Source organism: Nocardia cyriacigeorgica, from assembly GCF_010858045.1.
GTDB classification, from domain to species: Bacteria; Actinomycetota; Actinomycetes; order Mycobacteriales; family Mycobacteriaceae; genus Nocardia; species Nocardia cyriacigeorgica_E.
Genome location: NZ_JAAGVC010000002.1, coordinates 303242 through 318030, shown reverse-complemented (window position 1 = coordinate 318030; position 14789 = coordinate 303242). Strand labels below are relative to the sequence as shown.

12 protein-coding genes are annotated in these 14789 nt (G+C 69.2%); 5 read left to right on the top strand and 7 right to left on the bottom strand.

All coding sequences use genetic code 11. From position 1 onward, the window contains the following. Positions 1 to 68 precede the first annotated feature (68 nt). The 6 genes from GV790_RS03765 to GV790_RS03740 all read right to left on the bottom strand — a co-directional run bounded on the left by GV790_RS03765 (position 69) and on the right by GV790_RS03740 (position 9497). Positions 69 to 2894 (bottom strand): Na+/H+ antiporter subunit A, encoded by a 2826-nt coding sequence (locus GV790_RS03765; protein WP_163810455.1) that lies wholly within the window; start codon positions 2892 to 2894, stop codon positions 69 to 71. Positions 2895 to 3080: 186 nt separating this feature from the next. After that, on the bottom strand, positions 3081 to 5315 hold the full coding sequence (locus tag GV790_RS03760; protein WP_163810453.1) for an AAA family ATPase: 2235 nt from the start codon (positions 5313 to 5315) through the stop codon (positions 3081 to 3083). Positions 5316 to 5370: 55 nt separating this feature from the next. Next, on the bottom strand, positions 5371 to 5799 hold the full coding sequence (locus GV790_RS03755; protein ID WP_228806443.1) for a hypothetical protein: 429 nt from the start codon (positions 5797 to 5799) through the stop codon (positions 5371 to 5373). A 198-nt stretch (positions 5800 to 5997) separates the two neighbouring features. Then, positions 5998 to 6354 (bottom strand): UBP-type zinc finger domain-containing protein, encoded by a 357-nt coding sequence (locus GV790_RS03750; RefSeq protein ID WP_163810451.1) that lies wholly within the window; start codon positions 6352 to 6354, stop codon positions 5998 to 6000. Then, positions 6351 to 7820, bottom strand: coding sequence for an ATP-binding protein (locus GV790_RS03745; RefSeq protein WP_163810449.1), 1470 nt, complete (start codon positions 7818 to 7820; stop codon positions 6351 to 6353). Before GV790_RS03745 ends, GV790_RS03750 begins: the two co-directional genes overlap by 4 nt. Before the next feature lie 9 nt (positions 7821 to 7829). Further along, entirely contained in the window at positions 7830 to 9497 is a 1668-nt protein-coding gene (locus tag GV790_RS03740; RefSeq protein WP_163810447.1) for an FAD-dependent oxidoreductase, read from the bottom strand. 388 nt (positions 9498 to 9885) lie between these two features. Here GV790_RS03740 and GV790_RS03735 point away from each other — a divergent pair, with 388 nt between their 5' ends. Beyond that, positions 9886 to 10341 carry an SRPBCC family protein gene (locus GV790_RS03735; protein ID WP_163810445.1) on the top strand — a complete coding sequence of 152 codons (456 nt, stop codon included), beginning with the start codon at positions 9886 to 9888 and terminating at the stop codon, positions 10339 to 10341. A gap of 24 nt (positions 10342 to 10365) precedes the next feature. Here the strand turns inward: GV790_RS03735 and GV790_RS03730 are convergent, their stop codons facing one another. Next, positions 10366 to 11397, bottom strand: coding sequence for a beta-ketoacyl-ACP synthase III (locus GV790_RS03730; protein WP_163810442.1), 1032 nt, complete (start codon positions 11395 to 11397; stop codon positions 10366 to 10368). 240 nt (positions 11398 to 11637) lie between these two features. Between GV790_RS03730 and GV790_RS03725 the strand changes: the two genes are divergently transcribed. The 4 genes from GV790_RS03725 (at position 11638) to GV790_RS03710 (ending at position 14624) form a co-directional block, all read left to right on the top strand. Next, entirely contained in the window at positions 11638 to 11910 is a 273-nt protein-coding gene (locus tag GV790_RS03725; protein WP_163810572.1) for a GlsB/YeaQ/YmgE family stress response membrane protein, read from the top strand. A 154-nt stretch (positions 11911 to 12064) separates the two neighbouring features. Beyond that, positions 12065 to 12790, top strand: coding sequence for a phosphatidylserine decarboxylase (locus GV790_RS03720; protein ID WP_163810440.1), 726 nt, complete (start codon positions 12065 to 12067; stop codon positions 12788 to 12790). Next, the gene (locus tag GV790_RS03715; protein ID WP_163810438.1) at positions 12787 to 13698 is read left to right on the top strand and encodes a CDP-alcohol phosphatidyltransferase family protein; all 912 of its coding nucleotides are present in this window, start codon (positions 12787 to 12789) and stop codon (positions 13696 to 13698) included. Before GV790_RS03720 ends, GV790_RS03715 begins: the two co-directional genes overlap by 4 nt. A 44-nt stretch (positions 13699 to 13742) precedes the next feature. Then, positions 13743 to 14624 carry an RNA polymerase sigma-70 factor gene (locus GV790_RS03710; protein WP_163810436.1) on the top strand — a complete coding sequence of 294 codons (882 nt, stop codon included), beginning with the start codon at positions 13743 to 13745 and terminating at the stop codon, positions 14622 to 14624. The last annotated feature ends 165 nt before the right edge of the window (positions 14625 to 14789 follow it).

The following is a 14789-nucleotide window of genomic DNA, read 5'->3' as shown; positions in this document are numbered from 1 at the left end:
GCCCTCCTGCGCATGCCCGGGGCGCCCTCCGTGGTTACCCAAGCTGCCTCCTCCGGGCGCTGACCCGGTCATGCGGTCGCCTCCCGCACCTCGGCCGGTTCCGGCGATTCGGACAGCTCGCGGTCCAGCCGCGCGCCGAGGCTGCGCAGCACGTCGAGCACCAGTCCGACCACGATGAGATACACGCCGAGATCGAAGAACAGCGAGGTCACCAGCTTGACGTGGCCGAGCAGCGGCAGTGTGACCTCCAGAATCGCCGACGACAACGGTGGTGCGCCGAAGATCAGCGAGGTGGTCGCGGTGCCCGCCGCCAGCGCCAGCCCGGCACCGAGCAGATGCCCCGCTTCCACCGGCAGCGCCTCACCGAGTTCGTAGGGTCCACCGGCCAGGTACCGCAGCACCAGTGCGAGTCCGGCGGTGAGACCGCCGGCGAACCCGCCGCCGGGGGCATTGTGGCCGGAGAAGATGAAGTAGACCGACAGCACCATCATGGTCGGGAAGACCAGGCGGGTGGTGATCTGCATGACCATCGAGCGCTCGCGGCGGTCGACCAGCCGGCCCGCGGGCAGCCAGCTCACCAGCCCCGGCCGGTAGTTGGGCGCGTCCACCGCGCGCGGCGCACTGCCGAAACGCCTGCTGCGGAAGACCAGCGAGGCCACACCGGTGGCCGCCACGACCAGCACCGAGATCTCGCCGAGGGTGTCCCAGGCGCGGATGTCGACCAGCAGCACGTTCACCGCGTTCTTGCCGCCGCCGAATTCGTAGGCCGCGCCGGGAATGCGATGCCAGATCGGTTCGGCGCTGCGGGCCGCGACGGCGAACGCGCCGAGCACGGTGACGGTGGCGCCGACGCAGGCCGCGAGCACCGCCCGCCGGACGTTGAATCCGGCGGTGCGCGAGCCGGAGATCTCGGCCGGGAAGGCGCGCAGCACCAGCACGAACACCACCAGGGTCAGCGTTTCCACCAGGAACTGGGTGAGCGCGAGATCGGGCGCGCCGTGCAGCGCGAAGATCACCCCGCACCCGTAGCCGGTGACGCCGACGACCAGCACGCTGGCCAGCCTGTTGCGCAGCACCGTCGCGCCGAGCGCCATCGCCACCATGATCGCGCCGATGGCCAGCTGCAACGGTGAATCCCACAGCCGCAGCTGCACCCCGGTGCGGGTGCCCATGGCCAGCACTACCGACGGCAGGATGATCAGCGTGCCGAGGATGATCGCCTGGCTGACCGGCAGCGAACCGCGCTGCACCGAGCCCGTCATCCGCAGCGAGAGCTTGTCCATACCGCGCAGGGTGGCGTCGTAGGCGCGGTCGGCGTTGCCGAGCAGCGGTCGTGGAGATTCCCCGATCCGGCCGCGGAAAGTGAAGATCACCAGGCCCGCCGCGACGATCACGATGGTCAGCGCGAGGACGTCGGTGAAGCCGTGCCACAGCAGCAGATGCGTGCCGAGCACCCCGGGGATCGAGTGCGCGTACGGGCTGATCAGCTTGTCCAGGCCGGGTGCGGCCAGGCCCGCGGCCAGGCTGCCCGCGGCCAGTACGGCCGGCGCGCCGAGCAGCAGGACGCCGGGGCGATGCCAGTCCGGTTCGGTGACGCCGGGCTTGTCGCCGAACGCGCCCCAGAGGAAGCGGGCGCTGTAGGCGACCGTCAGCATCGAGCCGAGCGTCACCACCACGGTCAACAGGATGCGGGCCGGATCAGTGAGGATGTCGGCGTGCAAGGTGGCATCGAGGGCGCTCTCCTTGGCCACGAACCCGACCATCAGCGGGATGCCCGCCATGCTCAGCGCGGCCGCCACCGCCACCGCGTACAGCACCGGTGCACGTCGCCCGAGGCCGGTGAGCGCACGCAGATCACGGGTGCCCGCCCCGTGATCGACGATGCCGACCACCATGAACAGGCAGGCCTTGAACAGCGCGTGCGCCACGATCAGCGCGAGCCCGGCCAGCGCGGCATCGGGCGTGCCGATGCCGACCATCAGGATGAGGAACCCGAGCTGGCTGACGGTGCCGAACGCCAGCACCAATTTCAGGTCGCTGACCTGCAACGCGCGCACCCCGGCGAGCAGCATCGAGGCGCCGCCGAGCACCAGCACGATCGGATGCCAGACCGGGTTGGTCGCGAACACCGGCGCCAGCCGCGCCACCAGATACACACCGGCCTTCACCATGGCGGCGGCATGGAGATAGGCGCTGACCGGGGTGGGCGCGGCCATGGCGCCGGGCAACCAGAAATGCAGCGGAACGATGGCCGACTTGCTGAGCGCCCCGACCAGGATCAGCATCACCGCGACGTTCACCGCGAGACCACTTGGCGGCTGTTCGGCGGCGAGCAGATCCGACAGCAGATAACTGCCGGTGCGCTGCCCGAGGATGATGATGCCGACCAGCATCGCCAGCCCGCCCGCCGCCGTCACCAGCAGCGCCTGGATCGCCGCGCGCCGGCTCTGCGCCTGTTCGGAGTTGTGGCCGACCAACAGGAACGACAGGACGGTCGTGGTCTCCCAGAAGACGAACAGCAACACCATATTGTCGCTGGTGACCAGACCGAACATGGCGCCGGCGAAGCCGACCATCTGCGCGGCGAAAATGCCGAGCTTCGGTTCGGAGTCGTCGAAGTAGCGTCCGCAATAGAAAAGGATCAGCGACCCGATCCCGAGCACCAGCGCACACATGACCGCCGCCAGCGAATCGAAGCGCAGATCGATGTTCATCTCGATGCTCGGCGCCCAGCTGACCCGCGACCGCACCGTCTCGTTCCAGTTCGCGGCGACCCAGCCGAGGCTGCCGAGCGGAACGAGGGCGAGCAGATAGAACGCATTGCGACCGATCGCCCGAACGCACAGCGGCGCCACCAGAGCGGCCAGGGCATGGGCGAGCAGAATTCCGAGCAAACTTCACTCCGTCGGGTCGGTGCGGCGGGGTGCTGCGCTCCCATCCTACGTGGGTGGATAGTAGGACTTGTGTCCAGGTGGCTATGTGCTCCGCCATATTCGGCCGAACCGGCTATACCTCCGCAAATCTTTCGGCCGTGGTGAGGAGAGCCGGAAAACCGGTCGGACCCGGGTGCGGCACCGCCCTCAGCGGTCGCCCGCCCTGGCGTCGGCGTAGCGGCGCAACGATTCGACCTGGTCGGGGTCGAGCGAGGGCCGCACCACCGAACGCGCCGCGGCCAGATCGGCGGCGGTGACGTCGGCCGCGGCCACATCGCGGCGCATCGCGGCCAGCGCCGCTTCACGCAGCAGCGCGGCGCAGTCGGCGGCCGAATACCCGTCAAGGTCCTCGGCCAGCGCCGCCAGATCGACGTCGGCGGCCAGCGGCACCGACCGTCCCGCCGTCGTCAGGATCGCCAGCCGCGCCTGCGCGTCCGGCGGCGGAACGAACACCAGCCGCTCCAAGCGGCCGGGCCGCAGCAGCGCGGGATCGATCAGCTCGGGCCGGTTCGTCGCCCCGAGCACCACCACCTCACGCAGCGGTTCGACGCCGTCGAGCTCGGTGAGCAGCGCCGCGACCACCCGGTCGCCGACGCCGGAGTCCGAGCTCTGCCCGCGGCGCGGCGCCAGCGCGTCGACCTCGTCGAGGAAGATCAGCGACGGCGCCGAATCCCGCGCCCGCTGGAACAGCTCACGCACCGCGCGTTCGGACGAGCCGACCCACTTGTCCATCAGCTCCGCACCCTTGACCGCGTGCACGCTGAGCTGGCCCGTCCCGGCGAGCGCACGGACCAGGTAGGTCTTGCCGCAGCCGGGCGGACCGTAGAGCAGCACCCCGCGCGGCGGTTCGATACCGAGGCGGGCGAAGGAATCCGGATGCCGCAGCGGCCACAGCACGGTCTCGGTGAGGGCCTGTTTGGTCTCGGCCATATCGCCGACGTCGTCGAGGCCGAGGCTGCCGATGGCCAGTTCCTCCATCCCGGAACGCGACAGCGGCCGGATCACCTCGAGCGCCCCGACCAGGTCTTGCTGGCACAGCTGCGGTTCGGCCTGATCGCGATTGGCCCGCGAGGCCGCGCGCAGCGCCGCCTCCCGGCACAGCGCGGCCAGATCCGACACCACGAAACCGGGTGTTTTCGCGGCGATCTCGTCGAGTTTCAGATCACCCGTCGGGACCTTGCGCAGTAGTTGTTCCAGCAGCGACCGGCGCACCGCGGCGGTCGGCAGCGTCAGCGCGATCTCGCGATCGCACAGGTCGGGGGCGCGCAGCCGGGGATCGAGCGCGGACGGATGCGCGGTGGTGGCCAGGAAAGCGACGCACGGTTCGGCGATGGCCGCGCGCAGTTGATCCAGGATCAGCGTGGCCACCGGGTCGGCGGTCGCGGGCAGCAGCGCATCGATATCGGTGATGAGCAGGATGCCGCCCTGCCCGGAACTCACCTCGGCCACCGCCTGCGCCACCTCACGCAGCCGTGCCCCGCTCTCGGCGGCGCCGACGGCGGGGCCGTCCAGTTCGATGATGCGCCGCGGTGCGGTGACCGCTCTGGCCAGCGTCGCCTTGCCGACGCCCGCCGGACCGGTGATCAGCACACCCAGATGTGGGGATGCGCCAAGGGTTTTCAGCAGTTCGGGCTCATCGAGGGCCAGCGTCAGCCATTCGGTGAGCTTGGCCGCCTGGGTGTGTGCGCCCACCAGATCCTCGACCGGGATCGGGGCGGAGCGGGCGGCGGCGACGGTGCCGGTCGGATCGGCGGTCATGCTCGCGGAGGAGTCCTCCCGGGCAGAGCCGGTGGCGGGCCTGCCGTTACCGCCCACCGGTGCGATGGCTCCAGGCCCCCAGTCCACGGCGGTATTGGGTTGCACGCTCACCGGGCCCGGCGAGGGATCGGTGGCGGTGACGGTGAGCAGTTCGGTGGTCCAGGCGATGCCGAAGGTGCGCGAGAGCGCCTGACTCGCGGCCGAGGCGGGCAGATCCGGGCCGAGATCACGCGGCAGCAACGAGACCGTATCGCCGACGGTGACGATCTTGCCGAGCAGCGCCTGCCGCAGCGTCGCCGCCGGAATCGACCCGGTGGCGTGCGCCGAGCCGCTCACCGAGATCCGCCGACCGCCGTGCACGGTCGCGGGTGAGACCACCACGGTCGCGCTGTCCCGCAGGCCGGCATTGGACAACGTGACGTCGTCGAGCAGGGCCACCCCGGCGGGCGTGCCCGCGGGCGCGAGACCGGCCACCGCGGCCGTGCGCCGGGAACCGACCAGCGTGATCCCATCCCATTCCCGCAGCCCGAGGGCGGTGAGCACCTCGGCATGCAACCGCACGACGCCGCGGCGGGCATCGGCGGCAGAGGGATTCAGACGCGCGGTAAGAGCCAAATCAGCCATCGCTGACCATTCTGCATCTGATTCGCGCCGCCTGCGGCGTCGCGGACGGCGCTACTCAGGGTTCGACGATGCCCGCGGCTTCGGCGACCGGAGTGTTCGCCATCTCGTCGGACAGGCAGACCAGCTTGGCGGTGCCGAGGGCGACGTTGGGGCTGCCTGCGAACGGGCTTTCCGGGTGTTCGGCCAGGATCGCCTCGATCAGCGCCTTCTCCGCGGCGATGTCGAGCTGGCGGAATTCGGCGCAGGTGGTCTGCGAAGCGGTTCCGGACGTGCTGCCCCCGGTGCGCGTCGTGGTGGGCGCCGAGGAGGTCTCGCTGGACTCCGAGGTGGTGGTCGCGCGGGCCGAGGTGGTGGTCGATGCGCTCGAGGTATCGGTTGTGCCCTTGCGCAGCCCGCTCGCCTCGGTGGACTCGTCCGGACCGCAGCCGGCCAGGACCAACGCCAAGGCGCCGATGGACAGAATCGTCGCAGGAATTCGCTTCATATCGTGGGTTCCCCGGTGATCAGCGGCGCCGGAGCCTCCGGCGCGTCCGATGCAGCGTACCGGGTAGGGACGGTTCTTCGACATGGGTGCCTCACAGGATCGAGCGCCCGCCGGGCGCGCGGACAGGTGCGTGGCCCACTGTCGGCGATGGGCCTTGCCGCCGCCTTATCGATCGCTGAACGCTCCCGTCGCCGCAGCTCAGCGGTGGATCAGCGATTGCCAGTCGGCGGGCACTCGCGCCCGCGGGCCCGGCGCACCCTGATCCTCTGGATGATGATGCGGCGGCGCCAGCTCCGGCCCGCCGCTGAACATCTCCTCGGTGCGGAAATCCCAGTACCAGTCCTCGCCCGGCTCATAGCTCTGGATGAACGGGTGGCCGGTCGCCGCGGCATGCTTGCTCGCGTGTTGTTGCGGTGAACTGTCGCAGCAGCCGATATGTCCGCACTGCGCGCAGCGGCGCAGATGCACCCACCAGCCCGCGGCGGCCTCGCATTCCACGCAGCCGGGCCCGCTCGGCGGAACGGTCGGATCAATGCCCTCGGGTAGCTCGGTCATGCCGGATCTCCTGTCGATTCCAGATTCGCCGGTTCGTCCTCTTTCCGGTGCAGCGGCAGCCAGACGGTGAATGTGGTGTCACCCGGGCGGGATTCGAGCCGGATGTCGCCGTGATGTTTGTTGACCACGATCCGGAACGAGATGTCGAGGCCGAGCCCGGTGCCCTCACCGACCGGCTTGGTGGTGAAGAACGGCTCGAAGATGCGGTCGCGGACCTCGGTGGGCACCCCGGGTCCGGTGTCGTTGATCTGGACGACGGCGCAGTCGTTGTCGTGGCGGGTGCGGATGGTCAGCGTGCCTGCCCCGTCCATCGCGTACACGGCATTGTCGATCAGATTGGTCCAGACCTGATTCAGCTCGGCGGCGTAGCAGGGCACCGGCGGTAGCGCACGGTCGTAATCCTTGACCACCTGGATCGAATCGCCGATCTTGCGGTTGAGCATCACCAGCGTGCTGTCGAGCAGTTCGTGCAGATCGACCACCTGGAACGGGGCCCGATCCATCTGCGAATACTGCTTGGCCGCGCCGACCAGGGTGGAGATGCGCGCGGTGGAGTCGGCGATCTCGTTCATCAGCAGTTCGGTCTCGATGGTGTAGTTCAGCCAGCGGATGGCGCCTTCGAGCACCTGCGGGGTGCAGTCCTCGAGCGTCGCGGCCACCCGGTCCAGCCAGTCGGCGTCGAAACCGGCCTGCACGAAGTTCGGCGCGAGATCCCAGCCGTCGGCGATGCCGTGCTCGTCGAGCCATTCGCCGAGCACGTCCTCGCGGTCGGCGGCCTCGAGCGGCGTCAGCTCGGGCGCCTTGGCGACCTGGGCCGCGGCCTCCTCCTGCAAGCGCACCAGTGATTCCAGCGAGGCGGTGTCGAACTTGCCCTGTGCCATCATGGCGAGCTTGTGCCGCATGCCGGCGATGCGCTCGCGCAGGCCGGAGGTGGCGCGCACCGCGGCGGCGGCCGGATTGTTCAGTTCGTGGGTCAGCCCGGCCGACAGCGAGCCGAGCGCAAGCAGGCGTTCCCGCTGGGCGATGCGGGCGTTGTTGTTGCGCTGGCCGAAGAACGCGCCCTCCAGCAGATGCACCGCCATCGGGAACCATTCGTGCATCATCCGCGCGAAGGTGGTGGCATCGAGCACGAAGAACCGCGACGGCCGGGTGACGTACATCGACCCGCCGTAGTGCTGATCGGCGCGCTCGCCCAGATAGGCCGCCCACGCCCCGGCGTAGGAGCCGCGATGGTCGGTGCGCACCATCTCGATCTCCTGGCCGCCCGACAGCTTGGTCAACCGCACCTCGCCGTCCATCAGCACGTAGAAACAGGTCGCCGGTTCACCTTCGCGATAGACCGGTCCCGGCTCGATGCGTTCGATCCGGCCGTCGGCGCACAACCACGCCAGCTGCTCGTCGTTCAGTTTCTCGAACAGGAACAGCGTCCGCAGTTCCGTGGGGTCGCAGATCATTTCGGAGCCCATGGCCGCCTCCTACGCCAGGTACCGGTGGACGAGCATGACCGCCATCGCGCCCTCACCGACGGCGGAGGCGACCCGCTTGGCCGATTCGGCGTGGACGTCGCCGGCCACGAACACCCCTGGCACGCTGGTCTCGAGGTGATGCGGCGGCCTCGGCAGTTCCCAGCCGGCCGGGCGCGAGCCTTCGACCAGCAGATCGGGGCCCGCGAGTACGTAGCCGTCGTCGTCGCGCGCCACCACGCCGTCGAGCCAGTCGGTCTGCGGTGCCGCGCCGATGAACAGGAAAAGCCGCTCGGTGGCGGCCTTCTCCTCGGCCCCGGTCTCGTTGTCGCGCAAGACGATCGTGTGCAGGTGATCGTCGCCGTCCACGCCGACCACCTCGGTGCGGGTGTGCACGCGGATATTGGGCGTCTGCGCGATCTGCTGGATCAGGTAGTAGGACATGGACTTCTCCAGCGAATCCGCCCGCACCACCAGATGCACCGTGCGCGCGTTGCGGGACAGGAACATCGCGGCCTGACCCGCCGAGTTCGCACCGCCGACGATGTAGACGTCGTGTTCGGCGCATTCGGCCGCTTCGGTCATCGCCGAGCCGTAATACACACCGCGCCCGGTGAATTCGTCCACCCCGGGCGCCGGATGGCGCCGATAGTCCACTCCGGTCGCGATGATGACGGTGTGCCCGCACAGCCGTCCGCCGTCGGCGAAGCGCACGGTGCGCGCCGACCCGTTGACCTCGAGTCCGACCACTTCGCGGGTGGTGATCACCTCGGCGCCGAACTTGGCGGCCTGCCGTCGCGCGCGGTCGGCCAGTTGCGCACCGGACAGGCCGTCCGGGAAGCCGAGGTAGTTCTCGATCCGGGAACTCTGCCCGGCCTGCCCGCCGGTGGCGGTGCGTTCCACCAGCACCGTGCGCAAACCCTCGGACGCGCCGTAGACGGCCGCGCCGAGTCCGGCCGGTCCGCCGCCGACGACGATCAGATCGTAGAAATCGCCGACCGGTTCGGTGCTGAGCCCGACGCTGCCCGCCAGTTCACTGTCGCTGGGTTGCAGCAGCGCCCGCCCGTCGGCGGTGATCACCACCGGACATCGCTGCGGATCGGCGCCGGCGGCCTCGAGCAGCCGCGCTCCCTCGGGTTCGTCGGCCAGGTACCAGCGGTAGGGCAGCTGGTTGCGGGCCAGGAATTCGCGCACCTGTGAGGAGCGCGGCGACCATCGATTGCCGATCACCTTGGTCCCGGTCACCGGTTTCTGGTCGCTGCCGCGCCATGCCTCCAGCAAGGCGTCCAGCACCGGGTAGAGCTTCTCTTCCGGCGGATCCCACGGCTTGAGCAGATAGTGATCGAGATCGATGACGTTGATCGCGTCGATCGCGGCATTGGTGTCGGCGTAGGCGGTGAGCAGCACCCGCCGCGCGTACGGGTGCAGGTCCATGGCCTGTTCGAGGAATTCGATGCCGTCCATGCCCGGCATGCGGTAGTCGGCGATCAGCACCGCAACCGGCTGGTCGCGCAGTTTCAATTCACGCAGCGCCTCTAGGGCCGCCGGGCCCGATTCCGCGCGCAGAATGCGGTAGTCGGCGCCGTAGCGGCGGCGCAGATCGCGCACGACGGCCCGGGAGACTCCCGGGTCGTCGTCGACGCTGAGAATGGCCGGCTTGGGTGCAGCGGGGGAACTCACCTCATGAGTATGCGCTGCTGTCGTAGCGGCGGAGCGTGCGCTCACACGCGGTGACGCAGTACCAGTTCGAGTTCGCTTGGGGTGAGCAGTCTTTCGAGACGTTCCTCGACGCGCGGGGTGGATTCACCGTCGGGTTCGATCAGCGGCAATTGCGGAAGGTTCGATGCCGCCGACCTCGATTGCGGCGGATGACGATGTAGGAGGGAGCGCAGTTTCACGGCCGATCACCTCACTGTTGCGGGCGGTTCGCTGGTGGCTGTGTTCTCTCGTCTATCCCCATTGTGCGCCGCTCGTTACATTCGGGCCCGCAGACATGCGAAAATGTGACCTGGCCATCATTACGATTAGGATGCGCGTCACTCGTAGTCGCACATAACCGGAGGCAGTGTTGCCGAACAATCTCGAAGCCGCCATCGACATCGCCGCGCCGCCGGAGAAGGTCTGGAAGGTCGTCTCCGACCTGAAGCGGATGCCGGAGTTCAGTCCGCAGTGCGTCAAAATGGTCCCGCTGGGCACGCCGAAGGCCGGCACCTGGACGATCAATCTGAACAAAGACGGGTTCAAGCGCTGGCCGACCACCTCGCGCATCGTGCGGTACGAGCCCAACCAGGCCTTCGCCTTCCGGATGAACGAGAACCGCACTGTCTGGAGCTACACCCTCGAGCCCAGCGCCACCGGTACCCGCCTGATCGAGCGCCGGGACGTGCCCAACGGCGTCACCTGGCTCGTGCGCAAGGCCATCGACGGGGTGCTCGGCGGTGAACAGGCCTTCGAGGACGCGCTGACCAAGGGCATGAACGAAACCCTGGCCAAGATCAAGGTAGCGGTCGAGGCGGGCGCGTAGTCCGCACCCGCCTCGCCTGCGCCGTCAGGACTGCCAGTTCGGCAGCGATACCACCTGCGCGGCCCAGGACAGGCCCGCGCCGAAGGCGATGAGCAGGGCGGTATCGCCCGGCTTGGACTGCCCGGTGCGCAGCAGCTGCTCCATCGCCAGCGGAATCGAGGCGGCCGAGGTGTTACCGGTCTCCTCGATATCGTTCGCGAGCGCGCAATGCTCGGGCAGCTCCAGCACCCGCGCCATGATCTCGATGATCCGGCCGTTCGCCTGATGCGGAATCATCGCGTCGAGATCGCCGGTGGACAGGCCTGCCCTGTCGATGGCCTCCCGGCACACCTTCTCCAGCGAGTGCGCCGCCCAGCGGAACACCGCCGTGCCCTCCATCGCCAGATACGGCCGGACGGCGTCGAGGCCCTTCTCGTCGATCTCGGCGAAGAACTCCATCCAGTCCTTGTCCTGGCGGATGGCGTGATGCTGGGTGCCGTCCGAACCCCACACCGTGGGGGCGATGCCCTGCTCCTCGGACGGGCCGACCACGACCGCGCCCGCGCCGTCGGCGAACAGGAACGCGGTGGAGCGGTCGGTCGGATTGATCGTGTTCGTGAGCTTTTCCACCCCGACAACCAGCACGTTCTTCGATGTGCCCGCGCGGACCAGATCCGAGGCGAGGGCCAGCCCATGGCAGAAGCCGGCGCATCCGGCGGAGATGTCGAAGGCGGCCGCACCGTTCATGCCGAGCTCGGTGGCGATCTGCGGCGCCGCGGCCGGGGTGAGCAGCAGATGGGTCGAGGTGGCGACGATGACGCAATCGACCTGGTCGGCGGCGACTCCCGCCGATTCCAGCGCCCCGCGCGCGGCCGCGACGCTCATGCTCTGGATGGTTTCGGAATCGTCGGCGAAGCGCCGGGTGCGAATGCCGGACCTGGTCCGGATCCATTCGTCGCTCGAGTCGATCGGGCCCGCTACCTCGTCGTTCGTGACCACACGGGCGGGGCGATAGACGCCGAGCCCGAGGATCGCCGTGTGCTCTGCGCCAGTGGTCTGGGCGAAACGAGCAGCCATGGTGCGTCTCCTATGTACCTGCGGCGTCGGCGCCGCCGGGGTGTTCCCGAATATCGATGTGGATCCTCACTGGTCGATAGCTACGAATCAGCTGGTACTACGCGAACTCGTAGACATGAGGCTCCCTCATATTAGCGCTACCCGGGGTACACGCGAGTGCGTATTCTCACAATGACCCGGGTATATCCCAGGCACACGCCGCAAACCGGCGGCGTGCCCAACCACAGATTCGAGGACACCATGCTCGGAATCGGGATCATCGCGTGGATCATCATCGGGGGGCTCGCGGGCTGGATCGCCAGCAAAATCATGAAAACCGATGCTCAACAGGGCATTCTGCTCAATATCGTGGTGGGCGTGATCGGCGGCCTGCTCGGCGGATTCGTCCTGGCACTGTTCGGGGTCGATGTGGAGAGCGCCGGCTGGTTCTTCAGCTTCTTCACCTGCCTCGCCGGTGCGGTCATCCTGCTCTACCTGGTGAAACTGTTCACCGGGCGCCGCTCAGCGCACTGACACCGGGTGCCACGGGCGCGGTTCCCGTAAGGTGTGAACGCTTGCGCCGAACCTGTTCGACGACCGCTTTCATCCGTCGACGGGCATCGAGACCGTCGCCGTGACGGGCCTCGAACGGCGCGTTCGTCTTGCACCGAGCACGAAAGAGGAGCCTGTGGCACGCCGTCCCACCCCGCCCGGCACGCCCGAACGCACCGGCCTCGGCCACGTCGCCGACCTGGTGCGCCATGCGATCCCGCCGTTGCACCCGGCCGGTCTGCCGTTCGTCGCGGCGCCACTGGCCGTCGCGGTGCTCGGCGGCAAACGTCGCTGGGTGCGCCGCGGCGGGCTGGCGGCGGCCGCGGCCTGCGCCACGTTCTTCCGGCATCCGCACCGGGTGCCGCCCAACCGGGCCGGCGCCGTCGTCGCACCGGCCGACGGCGAGATCGCGCTGGTCGACACCGCGGTGCCGCCCGCCGAGCTCGGCCTCGGTGATCAGCCGCTGCCCCGCGTCAGCATCTTCCTGTCCGTTCTCGATGTCCACGTGCAGCGGGTGCCCGTCTCCGGGACCGTGCGCACCGTGCTGCATCAGGCCGGCCAGTTCCGCTCGGCCGACCTGCCCGAGGCCAGCTCGGTGAACGAGCGCAACAGCATGGTCATCGACACCCCGTCCGGCGCCCAGATCGTGGTCGTGCAGATCGCGGGCCTGCTGGCTCGCCGCATCGTCTGCGATGCCAAGCCCGGTGACGTGCTCACCATCGGCGACACCTACGGCCTGATCCGTTTCGGTTCCCGGGTCGACACCTACTTCCCGGCGGGCACCGAACTGCTCGTCGACGTCGGTCAGCGCACCATCGGTGCCGAGACCGTGCTGGCCGTATTGCCGACCGCAGGGTCATGATGGAGCCGGGCACTGCCGGACGGCGGCGCCGGTCGATCCGGCTGCTGCCGAGCATGGTCACCATCATGGCGCTGTGTTCCGGACTGTCCGCGGTGAAGTTCGCGCTCGACGGTGAATTCGGGGTCTCGCTCGCCATGATCGGCGCGGCGGCCGTCCTGGACACCCTCGACGGGCGGCTCGCGCGGATGCTGGCCGCCACCACCAAGATCGGCGCCGAGCTGGATTCGCTCTCCGACGCCATCTCCTTCGGTGTCGCACCCGCTCTCGTGCTCTACATCGGGCTGCTCAGCGACAACAGCACCGGCTGGATCATCGCCCTGCTGTTCGCGGTGAGCATCGTGCTGCGGCTGGCCCGGTTCAACACGCTGATGGACGACGACACCCGCCCGGACTGGGCGCGCGAGTATTTCGTCGGCGTCCCGGCCCCCGCCGCCGCGCTCATCGCCCTGGCCCCGGTCGCGCTGTATGTGCAGTTCGGCGACGGCTGGTGGGTCGGCTTCGGCATGGTCTCGGCGTGGGTCGTGTTCGCCGCCCTGCTTGCGGTGAGCACCATCCCGACCCTGGCGATGAAGTCGGTGTCGGTGGCGCCGCAGGCCGCCGCCGGGCTGCTGGTGCTGGTGGCGGCGGCCGCGGCCGCGCTGGTCACCTATCCGATCGTGCTGCTGCTGGTGCTGATCGTGCTGTACCTGGGGCATATCCCGTTCGCCTGGTATTCGCAGCGCTGGGTCGCGGCCCGGCCGGAGACCTGGGAGCACAAGCCGGCCGAACGGCGGGCGCAGCGGCGGGCACAGCGGCGGCGTCCGGCGATCCGGCGGCCCGCCATCCGTCGTCCGGCGATGCGCGGTTCGTCGCGGCTGCGGCTGCGCCGTCCGGGTGGTAAGCGCGAACACAACGGCGTCGAGAGCTGAGCGGCCGCGGGTATCGTCACCGCTGACGGCGCGGGAGGTGGCGGATGGACGCACAGGGGCTGGCTGATTTCGAAGCCGAGCGTCCGCGCTTGTTCTCGCTGGCCTACCGGATGCTCGGCTCGGCGGCCGAAGCCGAGGACGCCGTGCAGGAGACCTACCTGCGCTGGGAAGCCGCCGATCGTGGCGAGATCCGTTCGGCGCAGGCCTGGTTGACCACGGTCGTGGTGAATCTGTGTCGCAGCTGGCTGGATTCGGCGCGGGCACGGCGGGAGAGGTATGTCGGGCCGTGGCTGCCCGAGCCGGTGCCGACCGGTGCGGGGGAGCTCGGCCCGCTGGAATCGGCGCAGGAACGCGAGCTGGTGTCGTTGGCGCTGCTCACCGCGCTGGAACGGCTCACTCCGGTCGAACGCGCGGTGTTCGTGCTGCGCGAGGCCTTCGGATATTCGCATCGTGAGATCGCCGGAATGCTCGAGCTCACCGAAACCAATGCGCAGCAGATCTTCCATCGCGCGGGCCGACGAGTGCGGGATGGCAAGGCGCGCTTCGATATTCCGGCCGAGCAGGCGCGTGCGCTGATGGAGCGGTTCTTCGCCGCCGCCCGCAACGGCGAAATCGCCGCACTGGAGCAGATGCTCGCCGCCGACGTGGTCTCGGTGGCCGACGGTAACGGCATGGTGGGTGTGGCCCGGCGGCCGGTGGTCGGTGCGTCGAAGGTCGCGGTGTACCTCACCAAGCTCTTCGGCTGGGTGGTGCCGGGTGTGACGATCGAGATCGTCGAGGTGAACGGGCTGCCCGCGGTCTGCGCCTGGGCCGACGGCGCGCCCCTCGCGGTCTGTACCGCCGATTCCGACGGCGAGGTGGTGACGGCGCTGCGACTGGTGGTCGCACCGGGCAAGCTCGCCTACTTCGGCCGCACCGCCGCCTGAACCGGTCGAGGGCCGGAGGCGGTAGCGGAGCGTCACCACGTAGGCCCTCCGGGTCAGGCTGATTCGGCACCGCCTGAGCGGTGTGACCGGCCTCACCTCGTGGAGTTGTCAGGGATCGGCGGGCCATCCGGTCTGAGTGGTGTCACCGTCCCCATTCCCTGAGGA